Source organism: Mesorhizobium denitrificans, assembly GCF_003403035.1.
Classification (GTDB): Bacteria; Pseudomonadota; Alphaproteobacteria; order Rhizobiales; family Rhizobiaceae; genus Mesorhizobium_G; species Mesorhizobium_G denitrificans.
The window spans coordinates 113,746-129,661 of record NZ_QURN01000006.1 but is presented as its reverse complement, the minus strand read 5'-3'; the positions used below and the strand labels follow the sequence as shown (position 1 = coordinate 129,661).

Sequence of the window (15,916 nt, the reverse complement as noted above, 5' to 3'; positions counted from 1 at the left end):
CACAATCGGGCAAGGCCGAATGGTCATCAATGCGGCTTTTTGTGCAGCACCTTTTCGGCAGCCTCTGCGGCGGCTTCGGGCGTGATGCCAAAATGCTTATACAGATCGGAAATCTCGCCGCTCGCGCCGAAACCGTGCATCCCGATAAAGATGCCGTCCGTGCCGATGAAGCGATCCCAACCCTGTCGAATACCGGCTTCGATTGCCATTTTCAGCGTCGAGCCGCCAAGAATGTCCTGCTTGTATCCGTCGCTCTGTTCTTCGAACAATTCGAAGCACGGCACTGACACCACGCGGGTCGGATGCCCGTGCCCTTGCAGCAACGCGCGTGCGCCGAGCGCAATCTCGATTTCCGAGCCGGTAGCGAAAATCGTCACAGCAGCTTCGCCATCTGCTGCCGCAAGCTCATAGGCGCCGCGACGGCAAAGGTTTTCATCCGTATTCTCGGTGCGCACGGTCGGCAGATTCTGGCGGGTCAGCGCCAGCGTCGAAGGTGCCTTCTGCGACTCCAGCGCGATCTGCCAGCATTCGGCAGTTTCCACAGCGTCAGCCGGGCGGAACACCAGATGGTTCGGAATGGCGCGGAGCGCAGCCATGTGCTCGACCGGCTGGTGCGTTGGGCCATCTTCACCGAGGCCGATGGAATCATGCGTCATGACGAAGATGGTACGAATACCCATCAGCGCAGCTAGTCGGATGGACGGACGCGCATAGTCCGAGAAGCACAGGAACGTACCGCCATATGGAATTAGACCGCCATGCAGCGTCATGCCATTCATGGCCGCCGCCATCTCATGCTCTCGAATGCCGTAGTGCACGTAGCGATTGCCATAATTGCCGGGCGTAATTTCCTTGGTCTGGCTGGTCTTGGTGTTATTGGACCCCGTCAGGTCAGCCGAGCCGCCAATGGTCTCGGGCACAACGCCATTGATAACCTCGAGCGCCATCTCCGAAGATTTGCGGGTCGCGACCTTCGGCTTGTCCGCAACGAGCTTTTCCTTGTAGGCAGCAATCGCCTCATCAAAGCCACCCGGAAGCTGGCCGCTCATGCGGCGCTCGAACTCTGCCCGCACATCAGCAGGAGCAGCAGCAAACCGCTTTTCCCATTCAGCGCGTGCCTTGGCTGCATTCAGTCCGGCAAGACGCCATGCATCGAGCGTATCGGACGGAACCTCGAACGCGGGATACTCCCAGCCCAACGCCTTGCGCGTTGCGGCTACTTCTTCCTTGCCAAGCGGCGAGCCATGTACCTTGTTCGTGCCTGCCTTGGTTGGCGAACCGAAGCCGATGGTGGTCTTCGCGGCGATCAGCGTCGGACGATCCGAATTGCGCGCCGCTTCGATTGCCGCAGCGATGGCTTCCTGATCGTGACCGTCGCAGGCGAGCGTGTTCCAGCCCGACGCCTGGAAGCGCTCAAGCTGATTGGTGGAATCTGCCAGCGACACCGAACCGTCGATCGAAATGCTGTTGTTGTCCCAGATGAGGATAAGCTTGTTCAGCTTGAGATGCCCCGCGAGCGAAATCGCTTCCTGGCTAAGGCCTTCCATGAGGCAGCCGTCGCCCGCCAACACATAGGTGTAGTGATTGACGAGATCGTCGCCATAGGTGGCATTCATGATGCGCTCTGCCAGCGCGAAGCCAACCGAGTTGCCAACCCCCTGCCCCAGCGGGCCGGTCGTCGTCTCGATGCCGGTCGCATGGCCGTATTCTGGATGGCCCGCTGTCTTGGAGCCAAGATGCCGGAAGCTCTTGATCTGGTCGAGCGTCATATCCTCATAGCCGGTGAGGTAGAGCACCGAATAGAGCAGCATGGAGCCGTGACCGGCAGAAAGGATGAAGCGGTCGCGGTCTGGCCAATGCGGCGCTTTGGGGTCGAATTTCATGAAGCGTGTAAACAACACCGTAGCGATGTCGGCGCATCCCATCGGCAAGCCGGGGTGGCCGGAATTCGCTTTCTCAACGGCATCGATGGAAAGAAAACGGATGGCATTCGCCATGCGATCGTATTTTTCGGAGTTGCTCATGATCTCTCGCCGCTCTGAATCTGGGCTAAAAAAGGCAGGGGGTTCATAGCAGTTGCCGGGGTGCTGTCAACAAAACCTGGCGAAGATTGCGGCCTATTTCCGATCCTCAATCGATTAACGGGGGAAAGAACCCTCGGCTTTGTTGACGCCCGTTTAATCTGTTGCCTAATCTTTCCCGTGTAACGCATTATGATCGCGTTTCGATTCGGGAATGGGTGGAGAACCATGACCGGGGAGTCCACACTGAAAGAAGTAATTGCCCGCCTCGGCAAAGCAATCGAAGCGTTGGAGCACGCTGCCAGCGCCCGATTGGAGCACGAGCAAGATTACCTGGACGCAGATGCCGAGGTGCAGCGCATGAACGCTGACCGCGCTCGGCTCGCGCAGGAATTGGATAATTCGGAAGCTCGCGCCGAGCGCCTGGAAGAGACGAACAAGGAAGTGTCGCGCAGGTTGGTCACCGCGATGGAGACGATCCGCGCGGTTCTGGACCGCTAAGCGGCTGGAGAGAGCACATGGCGCAGGTCACAGTGACAATCGACGGCAAGGCCTACCGCATGGCCTGCGACGAAGGTCAGGAAGAACATCTCATCGACCTGGCGCAGCATTTCGACCGCTACGTGTCTCACCTCAAGGATTCCTTCGGCGAAATCGGCGACCAGCGGCTCACCGTCATGGCAGGCATCATGGTCATGGACGAGCTGACCGAGCTTCAAAAGCGAGTGAAGGGGCTGGAGAGCGAAATCAGCACCCTGCGCAAAACGCGTGACGAAGCGCTTCTCAAGGCGGACAAGAACGACGCTGCGCTGACAGGCGCTCTCGCCGGCCTTGCTACCCGCATGGAAGCGCTCTCCGAAAAGCTGGTTATCCGCAAAGCCTAGCCACCAAGCGTTTTCAATCTTTCCTGCGCTGTTGGCGGCATTGGCGGCTTGACGCCATCCTTGGAAGTTTCCAGCAATATGCGGTCCGCCGCCCGCTCTGTTTCTTCAACAAGGCGCCGCATGAATTCTTCCTTGTCCAGCCCCGGCGGAATGGCAGGCAGAAATTCGGCGCGGATTGTGCCGGGGTAGCGCAGGAACTTGCGGCGCGGCCAGAACAGACCAGCCTGATGCGCAACCGGCACCACCGGCAGATTTAACTGCGTATAGAGTTCCACTATGCCCCATTTATAAGCCGGCTCAGCGCCCGGCGGGCGGCGCGTGCCCTCGGGGTATATGATCAGTTGTCGGGGGTTGCGCGCCAGTTCGTCCTTCGTGGTCTGCACCACTTGCCTCAGCGCCTTGGAGCGATGTCCGCGATTAACCGGTATCATGCGCATTTTCATGATGTACCAACCGAACATCGGTATCCATCTCAACTCGCGCTTCAATATGTAGAGCGGGTCGTCCAGATAGGGAAAGAAGGCCAGCACATCCCAGAAAGACTGGTGCTTTGGTGCAAGAATGAACGAACCTTCCGGCAGATTTTCCATGCCGGTTATTTCGCGGTGCGTGCCCGTCAACACATCGTGCAGCCAAAGGCTCGAATTTGCCCAGAATTTAGGAACAATCCAGGCGATCTTCCGCGGCGAGAGGAAATAAAACGGCGTCCACAAAATCATCTGAACGATCAGGCTCAGATAGAACAGGAAATTGAAAAGAACAGAACGAATATGAAGCATTTTAGAAACCGGCCGCGCTTGGCATCGTGGTTACACCACGGCGCACGAAAAGCAACGCTTATGGCATCAATCAGCGACCGGCAGCATTCCCCGCGCAATTGCGGCGAGATACTTTACATATTCCGTCACCAGCACACGCAACGCGCCCGGTTCACCGATCCAGCGTCCGTTGTCCAGTCTTGTGTTCACCACCGGATATGGCACCAGCTGCACCGGCCCTGCGAACCTGCTCATTTCCAGCATGCTGCGCGGCATATGGTAATTGTTGGTCACTAGGATCGCGCTCGCATAGCCGTGTTCGCGCAGCCATTTCGCGCCCTCTTGTGCGTTTCCGACCGTATCGAGCGCCTCGCGGTCAATATCGACGCAACAGGTAAACAGGCCACGGTCGCTACCCGTCGCCGCCAAAATCGCGTTGCGCCCGGTCGCTGGATGCACGCCGCTGATAAGCAGCCGTTCGGCCTTGCCCTCTTTCAGCAAGTCCAGACCCGCCTCAAGGCGCGACTGACCGCCCGTCAGCACGATAATCGCATCGGCTTTCGCCATCTGGTTTGGCGTGGTCAGTCCGCTGACGTAGTGCGCGAACACAGCAAAGCCGCCTGCCAGAACGCCGGCTGCAACGATTGCCAGCAGCATCAGCACACGCAAACCACGATGTCGGGAACGTCGGGTGCTGCCGCCTTCTGACGGAAGAGCCCCGCGGCGCGTCCTGTCGTCGGGCGGCGCAAAGCGCATATTGTCCATTTCGACGTCGCTAGCCAACTGAGTCGTCCAGTTCAAGTCTGAGAGTGGCACTTTAACATATGAGGCGCAACTGAAATAAGGCGGATGAGGGGCATGTTGACCCGACCTATCATTCCTAGCTCTCGCCGCGCTGCTTTCCATCGAGATCTGACAAATACGCCAGCACGGTGACATGCGAGGTAGCGGCGGTCAGAAAAGATACGAGCAGCACGATAAGCAGCACACCGAGATAGCCATTGATCCCGATGGCAAATGTGCCGAACAGCGCGCTTGCCTGATCCCCCTCCGGCGTCGCCATATTGCGCAGCGACCAGAACGAGAAGCCAACAAAGGCGAGCGCCGCCGCCAGACCGCCCGCAGCCGCGCCACGAAAACCGTTCAGCAGAAAATGCTGCCGAAATTGCTGTGCGATGTAGCGGCCCTCGGCCCCCACAAAATGCAGCACTTCGATAATTCCATTGTTTCCCGACATTGCCCCGCGCGTCGCAAACACCACGGAAAGCACGGTTGCGACCAGCATCAGCGCGAGCACCGCAAAGCCTATCGCAACAGTGGTGTGCGCCATCGCAACCAGCCGGTCGACCCATGTGCGATGGTCGTCCAGCGAGGCCGTCGGAATCGCGTCACTCAGCGCGATGCGCAGCCCGGTAAAGTCCGGTGGCGACTGCTTGTCGATTTTCACGATCACCAGCCGCGGCACGGGCAGTTGATCGAGGTCGAGTCCGTCTCCCAGCCACGGCTCCAGCAGGCGTGCGGTCGCATCGCGGTCGATGATCCGCGTTTCGGTCACGCCCGCGTAACCCTTGGCAATGGTCGCCGCCTTCTGCAACGCCGCCTCCATGTCGAGGTCGTCCACCGGCTTGATCTGGATCGTCGCTTCCGACGCAATCTGCACCTCCCACCGCGATGCGGAATCGCGCACGAGGCTCACCGCGCCCAGCGTCAGGCAGGAGAGAAACGTCATGATGCCGATGACGATCGCAAGCGCCGTTCCGGCCACGTTTCGTTGCGGCACGATTGGCGTCGGCTTGCGGCGCGAACCTGCCTTGGGCAAAGGCTCGGCCCGCATTTCTTCCATATCGTCGGCAACGGCCATATTAGTCATGAATGTCGAGCCGCCCGTCTGAAAGGATCATGCGGCGCGCATCCACCTGCTCCATCAAAGCGAGGTCGTGCGTTGCGATAACCACGGCCGTTCCCAGCCGATTCAATTCGATGAACAAGCGCAGCAGGCGACGCGCCAGCGGCGGGTCCACATTGCCTGTCGGCTCGTCCGCCAGCAAAATCTCCGGCTGTTCGATCAGCGCGCGCGCAATCGCCACGCGTTGCTTTTCACCGCCCGAAAGCACGGGCGGCATGGCGTGCATACGGTCGCCCAGCCCCACCCATTTGAGCAGCTCGATCACGTCGCCGCGATAGCTCGCCTCCGAGCGCCCGCGCACGCGCAACGGCAGGCCGACATTCTCATATGTTGTCATGTGGTCGAGCAGGCGAAAGTCCTGAAACACGATCCCGATGCGCCTGCGAAACAGCGGCAAATCGGCCCGCGAAATGCTGGTGCGGTCGCGGCCGAACACATTGATCAGCCCGCGCGTCGGCTTCAGCGAAAGAAACAGCAGCCGCAGCAGCGAAGTCTTGCCCGCGCCGGATGGCCCGCTCAAAAACTGAAATGAGCGCTGCGGAATGGAAAACGACACGTCGCGCAGGATTTCGGGGCCCATCCCGTATCTCAACCCGACATTTTCGAAGCGGATCACCTTGGGATACCTGCAACCGTTGAAATGAAACCTGTCGAAGCAGTGCCCGCCCGGCTCCACCCCTTCTCCGACAATCGACCCTTTACGGTTAACCAGCGGTTAAAATTCCGCATTCTACGCGCGGTTTTGAGAAAGGATTAACCATTGTTGTTTACGGTTGCGTAACCGATCAACGCGGAGTGGCTGGCGTGGCGATACAGGCAACCTTTGGCAAGGCGCATGATTTCATCGACGCGGACTATGTAGTTGTCGCGCCCGACACACGCGAAGAGCCCGCGTCGCGCAATGATCCTTTCGCCGCCAGCAGCGGCATGGAAATGCTGCGCAACCGCAAATTTGTCGAGGCGCGCGATCCGAACCGCGCCGGTCCACTATTCTGGGCTGGCGGACTGGCGCTTGCGGCTGTCGCGTTTTGGGTCTCGGGCGGCCACGCTCTGCTGAACACAACGATTGCGCCCACCCATGCTGCCATACCGGCGCAATTGCGCATCTCGGGATGGGACTCGAAAATCAACTCCACCGGCACCAACCCTACCCTGCTGATCGATGGCGAAGTGGTAAATGACGGCACGGCGAGCGAGCCCATGCCCTCACTGCAAATAGAAGTCGCGTCTCCAAATGGCACCAGCACGCACTACAAGCTGGGGACAGGTGACGCTTCAATCGACGGGCAAGGAACTTTTCCCTTTTCGGGACGCCTGCATCTGCCTAAGGACGGAGTAAAGACGGTTTCCGTCAGCTTCGCTCAATAGGATCAGTCAATGCCGGTCGTCCGGGGAAAAGAAATCGAAGTCCTCTACAGCGCTTCCGCCATCGCGCGGCGCAACCTTGAACTGGCCAAGGAAATCGCCTCCCGCGAATATGAGGACCTGCTGGTCATATCGGTCCTGAAAGGCTCGTTCATTTTCGCGGGCGACCTCATCCGCGCCATGCACGACGCCGGTCTTGAGCCGGAAGTCGAGTTCATCTTCATTTCCAGCTACGGCGCTGGCACCACCAGCGGCGAGGTCCGAGTCCTGCGCGACATCGACAACAATGTCGCTGGCCGCGACGTCCTTCTCGTAGATGACATTCTGGAATCCGGGAAAACGCTCAAATACACGCGCGAGCTGATGCTCTCGCGCGGCGCGAAAAGCTGCTCCATCGCCGTGCTTCTGGACAAGCGGATGCGCCGCCAGACCGACCTTGAGGCGGATTATGTCGGCTTCGAATGCCCTGACTATTTCGTCGTTGGTTACGGCATGGACGTTGCCCACGCCTTCCGCGAGCTTCCGTTCGTGGGTGTGGTCAAGGGCGACGCCTGACCCGCTCGCCGGGCTTTTTAGCCACGCTCTTTCGTCACCCTCGGGCTTGTCCCGAGGGTCTGCTGCGGTCGACTCCTTCAAAAGGGCGACGCCTGACCCGCGCGCCGGGCTTTTTAGCCACGCTCTTTCGTCACCCTCGGGCTTGTCCCGAGGGTCTGCTGCAGTCGCCCCCTTCAAGCACATAGATCCTCGGGACAAGCCCGAGGATGACGGCGATGGCATGGGATAATGCAACGGAATAGCGGTTCGGATAATAAGCGATTGCGTAATGATCCAGCACAGTCCGAGCACAAACCCCGGTGGCACGATCAGCCAGAGTGCCTTTATCCAGTCATTGAGCGACTGATATGTATCGAAAAAATCCTGCCAGAAATTATAGCTTTCCATAGACCTCCCCTCGCGCATGGGTGGTCACCGAGGAGCCATACTTGCCCCATGCGCCCCTCTGGTGACCGGGGGGGTTAGAAAGCCGTGACAGGACGACCACCCCGGCCTTTAAGCCGAAGCTCTGGACATACGCCGGGGTCCCCCCGGCCATAAGACGCGAGGAGATGCCGTTTTCGATCGACATCGACCGCCTGTCATGGGGTTTCTAAGGCCCCGGAACCGGCCAGACGACCGGTTCTGCCGAAGTCATATTCCGTAAATTGCTAAAATGAAAGGGGTTCGCACCACCCTCCACAAAAAGCGCCTATTGTCGCATTTGCGCGCTAGCGTTATTATGAACGGCGAGAGCGCTTTGGGGGCGGTGCGTGCAGTATCTCTGGGCCAAGCTTGGCTTATTGTGGGCGGCCATCCGGCGACACCCCACAATCGTTGTCGTAGCCACCGCCTTAGCCACCGCACTCGGCGGCGCGATCAGCACTGACATCGCCGATGTGGTGAAAACCAGCTTTTATGCCAAGGTTCGCGAATGGTCCGGCATCGATGAGTTCGAGGCCCAGCGCGCCGAACTGGCAAAGAAGCTGGAAACCGCTGTCGGCGTCGGAACCGCTTACATCCCTTTGCCGAACACCGATCAATATCAGTGCCGGGAAATGATGCGGCGATGGACCAGCAGCAATGGCTACGCTCCCGTCGATTCGGGCGGTCCCAACATGTATGCTCTGGAAATTCACCGTGCAGATTTTCAGGCGCAGATCCGCTGCGTTGGCGACCGTACCGCCGACATCACCTATGCTGTTCTGGTCAACAGCAATGCATACGGCAACGAAGCGCAAGTGCTGTACGAGCGCCTGAACAACGAATTTTCAGGCTACCGAAACCGCGGGCAGGCAATTTTCCCGACGGACCAGAATCTGCTGTCCAAGCTGCCCTATTTCGACATGCGGCAGGTCAACGTTCGCGCAACCTATGGCGAAATCCGCGAAGCGGTTGAGAAGAACCTGATTCCGAAACCAGCGCTCGACTTTTTCGGCACCACGTTCAACAGGTCGCCGATTTGCTGGGCGGGGCCAGAAGGGCAGATCTGCACTTACCGATTGCCGCGAATCTCCGCGACCATACAACTGGACCGTCAGCGTTTTACCGCAAACGATCCCGCAGCACCTTTGACAGACGCCAGCCCGGTCACGCTCCACTATCTGGTAACGGTCGTCGCCGGTTCGTTCGGCACCGCCGATTATTACTCAAGCCAGACGACTTACGCTGGCAATGACGTGTTTGACCGGATCGCCGGAATGCCCAATGTGGACAAGGAAAACATCAAGCAATTGACCAATAGCTGGTAGCCGTTCACCACCGCACGGCTTCGCCCGGCGCTGCCGGCTCTATTGCCAGCGCATGCACGCCGTCTTTGAACTCCTCGGTCAGCAGTTCCTTCACGGCGCGATGGCGATCCACTCGTCCCATTCCAGCAAACTTCGCGGTGACAATTCGCACGCGAAAATGCGTTTCGCCCTTGCCATCGAAATCGGCTTGATGGCCCGCGTGCAAATGGCTCTCGTTGATAACCGCCATTCTTTCCGGCGAAAAAGCTTTTTCCAGCTTGGCTTCGATACGTTCTTGAATGGACATCGCCATCTCCTTGCACCATATAAGCGTAACGGTCCGATCTGCCCGAACGTCGCCGCAAATCGCGCCTAAGCCCCGCAATCTGCAAATGTCAATTCTTGTTTCGCATCGCGAAGCAATTCAAACTCTGACTCGATGACCGCTTATTCGAAATATTTCGAGCGCATTCGTGTCCGCCCCGACACCAAGGCCGAGGCGCGACCAAACGCGCCTGTATGCCAGTGGGATGGCTGCAGCGAGCCCGGCACGCATCGCGCGCCGGTTGGCCGCTTGCGCGAGGGCGAGTATTTCCGCTTCTGCTTCGATCATGTGCGCGAATATAATCGCGGCTTCAATTATTTCTCCGGTCTGGCAGACAGCGACATCGCCCGCTTTCAAAAAGAAGCGCTCACCGGCCATCGCCCCACATGGAAGATGGGCACGAGCAGCGGCGCGAAATCTTCGCCCGATTTCGCGCAGCAGCGCTCCGGTCGTGCTGGCTATCACAACCGTATGCGTGACCCGTTCAACCTGTTCGGAACAAATGAACAGCAGGCGGCCCGTCCACGACGCGCGCGCCCCCTTGAGGCCAAGGCGCTGGAAACGCTTGGTCTTGACGCAAATGCAACTAGCGAAGCAATCAAGGCGCGCTATAAGGAACTGGTGAAGCGCCACCACCCGGACGCCAATGGCGGCGACCGCGGCTCGGAGGAACGCTTCCGCGAGGTTCTTCAGGCCTACCGAATGCTGAAACAGGCTGGCCTCTGCTAGCTGGCAAGCGTCGGGCACGGGCCTAACGTCCAATCGGCAGACTGCCTTTTTCCGGCTATTCTCGCCGTGCAAAAGGCTTTAAGAACCGCGCGAATTGGGTTTTTTGAACGACTGTCTGCATGTGCGGACGCAGAGGATGCTATGAATAAGGTCGACCGCGACATCGCCAACCTGCCGGACACAACGGTCTCCGTCAAAGAGAAGTTCGGCTTCGATTCCAATATGGTCGTGCCGGCCTATTCAAAATCGACCGAGCATGTGCCGGATATTGATCCGGACTATCTGTTCGACAAGCAAACCACGCTGGCAATTCTTGCAGGCTTCGCCTTCAATCGCCGCGTCATGGTGTCGGGCTATCACGGCACCGGCAAATCCACGCACATCGAGCAGGTTGCAGCCCGCCTCAACTGGCCCTGCGTCCGCGTTAACCTCGACAGCCATGTCAGCCGTATCGATCTCGTCGGCAAGGATGCCATCGTGTTGAAGGACGGCAAGCAGGTCACAGAATTCCGCGACGGCATTCTGCCTTGGGCCTATCAGCACAACATCGCGCTGTGCTTCGACGAATATGATGCCGGTCGCCCGGATGTGATGTTCGTCATTCAGCGCGTGCTGGAAGCCTCTGGCCGCCTGACCTTGCTGGATCAGAGCCGCGTTATCCGCCCACACCCGGCATTCCGCATTTTCGCGACCGCCAACACGGTCGGCCTTGGCGATACGACCGGCCTTTATCATGGCACGCAGCAGATCAATCAGGCGCAGATGGACCGCTGGTCCATCGTCACCACGCTGAACTATCTGCCGCATGACAATGAAGTGAACATCGTTCTTGCCAAGGCGAAGCACTACCGCAACGAAAAGGGCAAGCAGATCGTCAACAAGATGGTTCGCGTGGCGGATATGACCCGCTCTGCCTTCATGAATGGCGATCTGTCCACGGTCATGAGCCCGCGCACCGTCATCACCTGGGCTGAAAACGCCGAGATTTTCGGTGATGTCGGTCTGGCATTCCGCCTCACCTTCCTCAACAAGTGCGATGAACTTGAGCGCTCTGTCGTGGCCGAGTTCTATCAGCGCGCGTTTGGCGAAGAATTGCCGGAAAGCGCTGCAAACGTGGTGTTGGGCTAATTCGGAACAAGCCAATGCATGTTGACCGGCGAGCGCTGCTGAAGGTCCTGCCGCTTGCGGCCGTGGTTCTTGCCGCGCCGGTTTCCGGGCTGCGCGCAGAAGAAGCCTATATTTCGCGCGTTGGCGGCGAAGTAACCGCCCAGAACTTCGGCGGCTTTGCTGAACGGGCCTCCAAGTCGCTAAACAGCTTCATGGGCCTGAAAATTTCTGTTGCCGACGGCGAACATGATGGCTTGATGGCGCAGGAAATTGGCGGCCTGCTCATCATTTCCATGCGCAAGGGCGACGTGGAGCTTTCATTCCCCTCTGGCTATCGCAAGGATGGTGGGCGCTTTTTCTTCGACGGCTTTTATAGTGTCACCTATGCTGGCGAGAATCAGGGAATAACCGGCTTGCACCTCGTTCCGGCCAAGACAATGGATGTTGATGCTGCCGGCAAGCCGGTGAAAGATTTCGCCATCGGCGACCTGCCCCCACCGGCGAAGGGCGGCTAAGCAAATGGCTGGACCAGGCGACAACACACGAGCAAAGCCGAAAACAGGCAATGATCTGGACGCGTTGAAACGTTCAATCGGCGTTTGCGTGCGCGCGATTTCGGGCGACAATGAACTCGAAGTTTCTTTCGCGAAAGACCGGCCCGCGCTGGCTGGCAATCTCGCGCGCCTGCCGGAACTTCCGAAAAAGCCAACCGCAACCGACATTGGCGTCACCCGCGGCATCGGCGACTCGATGGCACTCAAGCGCGCACGTCATGATTTTCGCCTTCACGCCCGCTTGGCCCCCGAAGGCAAGCAGGCACGCGCCATCTTCGACGCCGTAGAGCAAGCGCGTGTCGAAGCCATCGGCTCGCGCGCCATGCAGGGCGTTGGCGACAACATCTCCCACATGCTGGAAGATCGCTATTCCAGGGCGCAGCTTGCAGATGTGCGCGACCGTGCCGATGCGCCGCTTGAAGACGCCATCGCTATGGTCGTGCGCGAACGCCTGACGGGCCGACCCATTCCCAACAGCGGTCGGCAGGTTGTCGATCTCTGGCGCGACTGGATCGAGGAAAAAGCAGGTGCCAACATCGACGGTCTCGAAGGCAAGCTGAACGACCAACAGGCTTTCGCGCGCGTCATCCGCGAAATGCTCGTTTCCATGGAAATGGCCGAAGAGCTTGGCGATGATGAGGAAACCGAAGACAACGAAGATCAGGACGATAACCAGCCACAGGGCGAGGAACAGTCCGAAGAAGGCGGCGAGGATGATTCCGGCGCTCAGGACACCGAGGCTGAGCAGTCCGACGCTTCCGAAGATGATGAGGCCGCAGGCGAAACGGAAGCCGCCGAGGCAGATGCCGACGACGTTTCGGACGATGACGATAATGATGCCGAAACGCCCGGCGAGGCCAAGCGGCCGGACAATCCGTTCAGCAATCTCAACAAGGAAGTAGACTACAAAGTCTACACTAACGCCTTTGATGAAACGGTCGGCGCGGAAGAGCTTTGCGACGAAGACGAGCTGGACCGCTTGCGCGCTTTCCTCGACAAGCAGCTCGCCAATCTCTCCGGCGTCGTGGGCCGTCTGGCCAATCGCCTCCAGCGCCGCCTTATGGCGCAGCAAAACCGCTCTTGGGATTTCGACCTTGAAGAAGGTTATCTGGATCCCGCGCGTCTCTCGCGTGTGATCCTCGATCCCATGCAGCCGCTCTCCTTCAAGCAGGAGCGCGACACAAAATTCCGCGACACCGTTGTCTCGCTGGTGCTGGACAATTCCGGTTCCATGCGCGGACGTCCGATTACCGTCGCCGCGACTTGCGCCGACATTCTCGCCCGCACACTGGAACGCTGTGGCGTTTCCGTGGAAATTCTCGGCTTCACCACGCGCGCGTGGAAAGGCGGCCAATCGCGCGAGAAGTGGTTGAAGGACGGCAAGCAACCTGCCCCCGGACGTCTCAACGATCTGCGCCACATCATCTACAAGAGCGCCGACGCGCCCTACCGCCGTTCGCGTCGCAACCTCGGTCTGATGATGCGCGAGGGGCTGCTGAAAGAAAACATCGACGGCGAGGCGTTGCTTTGGGCGCACAACCGCCTGATCGGTCGCCCCGAACAGCGCAAGATCCTCATGATGATTTCGGACGGTGCGCCGGTGGATGATTCCACGCTCTCCGTGAACCCCGGCAATTATCTGGAGCGTCATCTGCGCGCCGTCATCGAGCTCATCGAAAATCGCTCGCCGGTCGAACTGCTGGCCATCGGCATCGGGCATGACGTCACCCGCTACTATCGCCGTGCCGTCACCATCGTGGACGCGGAAGAACTCGCAGGCGCAATGACCGAGCAACTTGCGGCCCTGTTCGCCGAAGAAACACCCCGCGACCGCAATCGTCTCGGACTGCGGCGGGCTGGATGACAATCCGGCTCAGCCGTTTGCCGCCCCTGCGCGGGCTTCTCGCTCTTTTAACTATCCTTCTGGCACTTGCGCTGCCGTACCCATCATTGGGTCGTGATGCGGTTGAGCAAGTTGAAGTTAAGGCCCGCCCGATCCAATATTTTGAAGTCGGTAGCGAGCAGACGCGCTTTGGCTCGCTCGAATTTGTCGGTGGGCTGGAACTCACCGGCAGTTCTTACGATTTCGGCGCCATCTCCGCGTTTCGCTTTCTGAAGCCCGGTTCGGATTTCATCGCGGTAGCTGACACCGGCTTCTGGGCATTCGGCACCGTCACGCACGATGCGGAAATGCGCCCGAACGGCTTCACCAACTACACGCTACAGCAATTCGTCGATGCCAACGGCAATCCGGTCGTCAAGAAATGGCTGTCCGATGCCGAAGGCCTGGCCGTTCGCGATGGCGTTGCCACTGTTGGTCTGGAGCGAGAGCACCGCATTGCGCAGTACCACATCGAGCCCGGCCACATGCGCGATGCCTTCAAAACGCTCGACTTCCTGATCCCCCGTCACGAGCTTCGTCTGAACCGCAGCTTCGAAACGGTCGTTTACTCGGCAGACGATAGCCCCCTGCAAGGCGCCATCGTCACGATCACGGAAAAGAGCCTCGACAAGAACGGCGATATTTTTGGCGCTGTTTTGAGCGGCCCGCGCAAAGGCATATTCACCGTCAAGCGACACGAACCATTCGACATTACAGACGGCGCATTGCTGCCCAATGGCGATCTGCTCCTGCTGGAGCGCTCATTCTCCATTGCCAGCGGCGTGGGCATGAGGATGCGCCGCATTCCCGGCGATCTCATCGCTGGCGGCGCACAAGCTCTCGACGGTCCCCTGCTGATCCAGACCAATATGGGCTACCAGATCGACAATATGGAAGCGCTGGACGTGTGGCAGCGCGCAGACGGCGCCACCATCATTTCGATGATGTCAGACGACAATCAGTCGATGCTCCAGCGCAATCTCTATCTCGAATTCCGCCTGCTCGATTAAACCGCAACCGGCGGGCTCCAGCGTGCAGCAATCAGCCGGTACGGAATCAGTGCGAACACCGCGATCAGCAGCTTCACGCTGAAATCGCCGACCGCCCAGGAAACCCAGCGCGCCGCTTCCGCCCCAAACACGCCAAGCAGCGGCGCAGTCTCAAGCGCGAAATCATCATTCGGCCCGACAAAAGCGAATGCCGCAGCAAAGGCAACCGAGAAGAAAATCGCTGTATCGAACACCGAGCCCGCAAGCGTTCCAAAGATCGGCGCGCGCCACCAGCTTTTCTTGCGCAGCCAGTTGAACACGGTCACGTCCAGAAGCTGCGCCGTCAAAAACGCCGCGCCCGACGCTGCTGCAATCCGCACCAGCCGCCCCGCCGCTGTCCCAAACTCAATCAGGCCCAGCTTGAACAGCAGCGGCGGAATGATGATCGAGCATGTCACCGCAAGCATGAAGCCGATGAACACGATTCGCCGCGCCACGGCCGGTCCGTAGCGCCGGTTGGCAAGGTCCGTGACCAGAAACGCAAAAGGATAGGTGAACGCACCCCATGTCAGAATATCGGCAAGCTGCAAGCCTCCGACCTGTCCCTGAACAGGAAACTGCACGAGAATATTCGACGCCACGACCACCACGGCCATAGCGAGTACAAAAGGAAAATAGAGCGCTGATCGCTTCATTTTTTTATCCTGGGTGATGGAACCAGTTGGTGCGGCGAAAGCTACATTGCTTCGCCATCAATGAAAAGGAGCCCGACCGCGAACGATCAAGGCTCCAAAGGCGGTTGTCCCCCGCCTGAAAGGCTTAAGCGGGCTGTTCAGCCTGCTTCTTGGCGATCTGCTTCTTCAGCAGACGAGCCTTCTGCGAAAGCTCGGCAGCATCAGCCTTGACCAGAAACGCATCGAGGCCACCGCGATGCTCGACCGAACGCAGAGCGTTGGCCGAAACGCGCAGGCGCACGTTCTGGTTAAGGGTTTCAGAGATCAGCGTCACATTAACGAGGTTCGGCAGGAAGCGGCGACGCGTCTTGTTGTTCGCGTGGCTCACATTATTGCCGGACTGGACGCCTTTGCCGGTCAGTTCGCAAGAGCGGGACATTTTTCGTACCTTCAGTTAT

Annotated in this window: 18 protein-coding genes; 10 read left to right on the top strand and 8 right to left on the bottom strand. The window is 59.1% G+C overall.

Going from position 1 to position 15,916, the window contains the following annotated elements; translation table 11 throughout:
- Positions 1-26 precede the first annotated feature (26 nt).
- Positions 27-2,024 (bottom strand): transketolase, encoded by a 1,998-nt coding sequence (gene tkt / locus DY251_RS09160; RefSeq protein ID WP_116623590.1) that lies wholly within the window; start codon positions 2,022-2,024, stop codon positions 27-29.
- Positions 2,025-2,249: 225 nt separating this feature from the next.
- Here tkt and DY251_RS09155 point away from each other — a divergent pair, with 225 nt between their 5' ends.
- On the top strand, positions 2,250-2,522 hold the full coding sequence (locus DY251_RS09155) for a DUF4164 domain-containing protein (RefSeq protein ID WP_116623589.1): 273 nt from the start codon (positions 2,250-2,252) through the stop codon (positions 2,520-2,522).
- 17 nt (positions 2,523-2,539) lie between these two features.
- Complete coding sequence (locus DY251_RS09150) at positions 2,540-2,905, top strand: cell division protein ZapA (protein ID WP_116623588.1); 366 nt, start codon at positions 2,540-2,542, stop codon at positions 2,903-2,905.
- Here DY251_RS09150 and DY251_RS09145 read toward each other — a convergent pair.
- The 4 genes from DY251_RS09145 to ftsE form a co-directional block, all read right to left on the bottom strand.
- A complete protein-coding gene (locus tag DY251_RS09145; RefSeq protein WP_116623587.1) occupies positions 2,902-3,684 on the bottom strand; it encodes a lysophospholipid acyltransferase family protein in 783 nt (260 codons plus the stop codon). The genes DY251_RS09150 and DY251_RS09145 overlap by 4 nt on opposite strands.
- A gap of 66 nt (positions 3,685-3,750) precedes the next feature.
- Positions 3,751-4,320: a YdcF family protein gene (locus tag DY251_RS09140; RefSeq protein WP_116623819.1), complete on the bottom strand. Its 570-nt coding sequence runs from the start codon at positions 4,318-4,320 to the stop codon at positions 3,751-3,753.
- Between the two features lie 223 nt (positions 4,321-4,543).
- Entirely contained in the window at positions 4,544-5,533 is a 990-nt protein-coding gene (locus DY251_RS09135; RefSeq protein WP_116623586.1) for a cell division protein FtsX, read from the bottom strand.
- Positions 5,526-6,185: a cell division ATP-binding protein FtsE gene (ftsE, locus tag DY251_RS09130; protein ID WP_116623585.1), complete on the bottom strand. Its 660-nt coding sequence runs from the start codon at positions 6,183-6,185 to the stop codon at positions 5,526-5,528. The genes DY251_RS09135 and ftsE overlap by 8 nt, the downstream gene beginning before the upstream one ends.
- 188 nt (positions 6,186-6,373) lie before the next feature.
- Between ftsE and DY251_RS09125 the strand changes: the two genes are divergently transcribed.
- From DY251_RS09125 to DY251_RS09115, 3 genes are all read left to right on the top strand, one after another.
- A complete protein-coding gene (locus DY251_RS09125; protein WP_137113611.1) occupies positions 6,374-6,937 on the top strand; it encodes a hypothetical protein in 564 nt (187 codons plus the stop codon).
- Between the two features lie 9 nt (positions 6,938-6,946).
- On the top strand, positions 6,947-7,489 hold the full coding sequence (gene hpt / locus DY251_RS09120; RefSeq protein WP_116623583.1) for a hypoxanthine phosphoribosyltransferase: 543 nt from the start codon (positions 6,947-6,949) through the stop codon (positions 7,487-7,489).
- Between the two features lie 752 nt (positions 7,490-8,241).
- Positions 8,242-9,219 (top strand): hypothetical protein, encoded by a 978-nt coding sequence (locus DY251_RS09115; RefSeq protein WP_116623582.1) that lies wholly within the window; start codon positions 8,242-8,244, stop codon positions 9,217-9,219.
- A gap of 4 nt (positions 9,220-9,223) precedes the next feature.
- On the opposite strand, the gene DY251_RS09110 is transcribed toward DY251_RS09115, so the two are convergent.
- A complete protein-coding gene (locus DY251_RS09110; RefSeq protein ID WP_116623818.1) occupies positions 9,224-9,505 on the bottom strand; it encodes a BolA family protein in 282 nt (93 codons plus the stop codon).
- Between the two features lie 132 nt (positions 9,506-9,637).
- Between DY251_RS09110 and DY251_RS09105 the strand changes: the two genes are divergently transcribed.
- From DY251_RS09105 to DY251_RS09085, 5 genes are all read left to right on the top strand, one after another.
- Positions 9,638-10,252, top strand: a complete 615-nt coding sequence (locus DY251_RS09105; protein ID WP_116623581.1) for a J domain-containing protein — start codon at positions 9,638-9,640, stop codon at positions 10,250-10,252.
- A 141-nt stretch (positions 10,253-10,393) separates the two neighbouring features.
- Positions 10,394-11,380, top strand: coding sequence for a cobaltochelatase subunit CobS (gene cobS / locus DY251_RS09100; protein ID WP_116623580.1), 987 nt, complete (start codon positions 10,394-10,396; stop codon positions 11,378-11,380).
- Between the two features lie 14 nt (positions 11,381-11,394).
- The gene (locus tag DY251_RS09095; protein WP_116623579.1) at positions 11,395-11,874 is read left to right on the top strand and encodes a hypothetical protein; all 480 of its coding nucleotides are present in this window, start codon (positions 11,395-11,397) and stop codon (positions 11,872-11,874) included.
- Positions 11,875-11,878: 4 nt separating this feature from the next.
- Positions 11,879-13,777, top strand: a complete 1,899-nt coding sequence (gene cobT / locus DY251_RS09090; RefSeq protein WP_116623578.1) for a cobaltochelatase subunit CobT — start codon at positions 11,879-11,881, stop codon at positions 13,775-13,777.
- Positions 13,774-14,805, top strand: a complete 1,032-nt coding sequence (locus DY251_RS09085; protein WP_116623577.1) for an esterase-like activity of phytase family protein — start codon at positions 13,774-13,776, stop codon at positions 14,803-14,805. Before cobT ends, DY251_RS09085 begins: the two co-directional genes overlap by 4 nt.
- Here the strand turns inward: DY251_RS09085 and DY251_RS09080 are convergent.
- Together DY251_RS09080 and rpmB are read right to left on the bottom strand one after the other, a co-directional pair.
- Entirely contained in the window at positions 14,802-15,479 is a 678-nt protein-coding gene (locus DY251_RS09080; RefSeq protein WP_116623576.1) for a queuosine precursor transporter, read from the bottom strand. The genes DY251_RS09085 and DY251_RS09080 overlap by 4 nt on opposite strands.
- Positions 15,480-15,603: 124 nt before the next feature.
- A complete protein-coding gene (gene rpmB, locus DY251_RS09075; RefSeq protein ID WP_116623575.1) occupies positions 15,604-15,897 on the bottom strand; it encodes a 50S ribosomal protein L28 in 294 nt (97 codons plus the stop codon).
- Positions 15,898-15,916 lie beyond the last annotated feature (19 nt).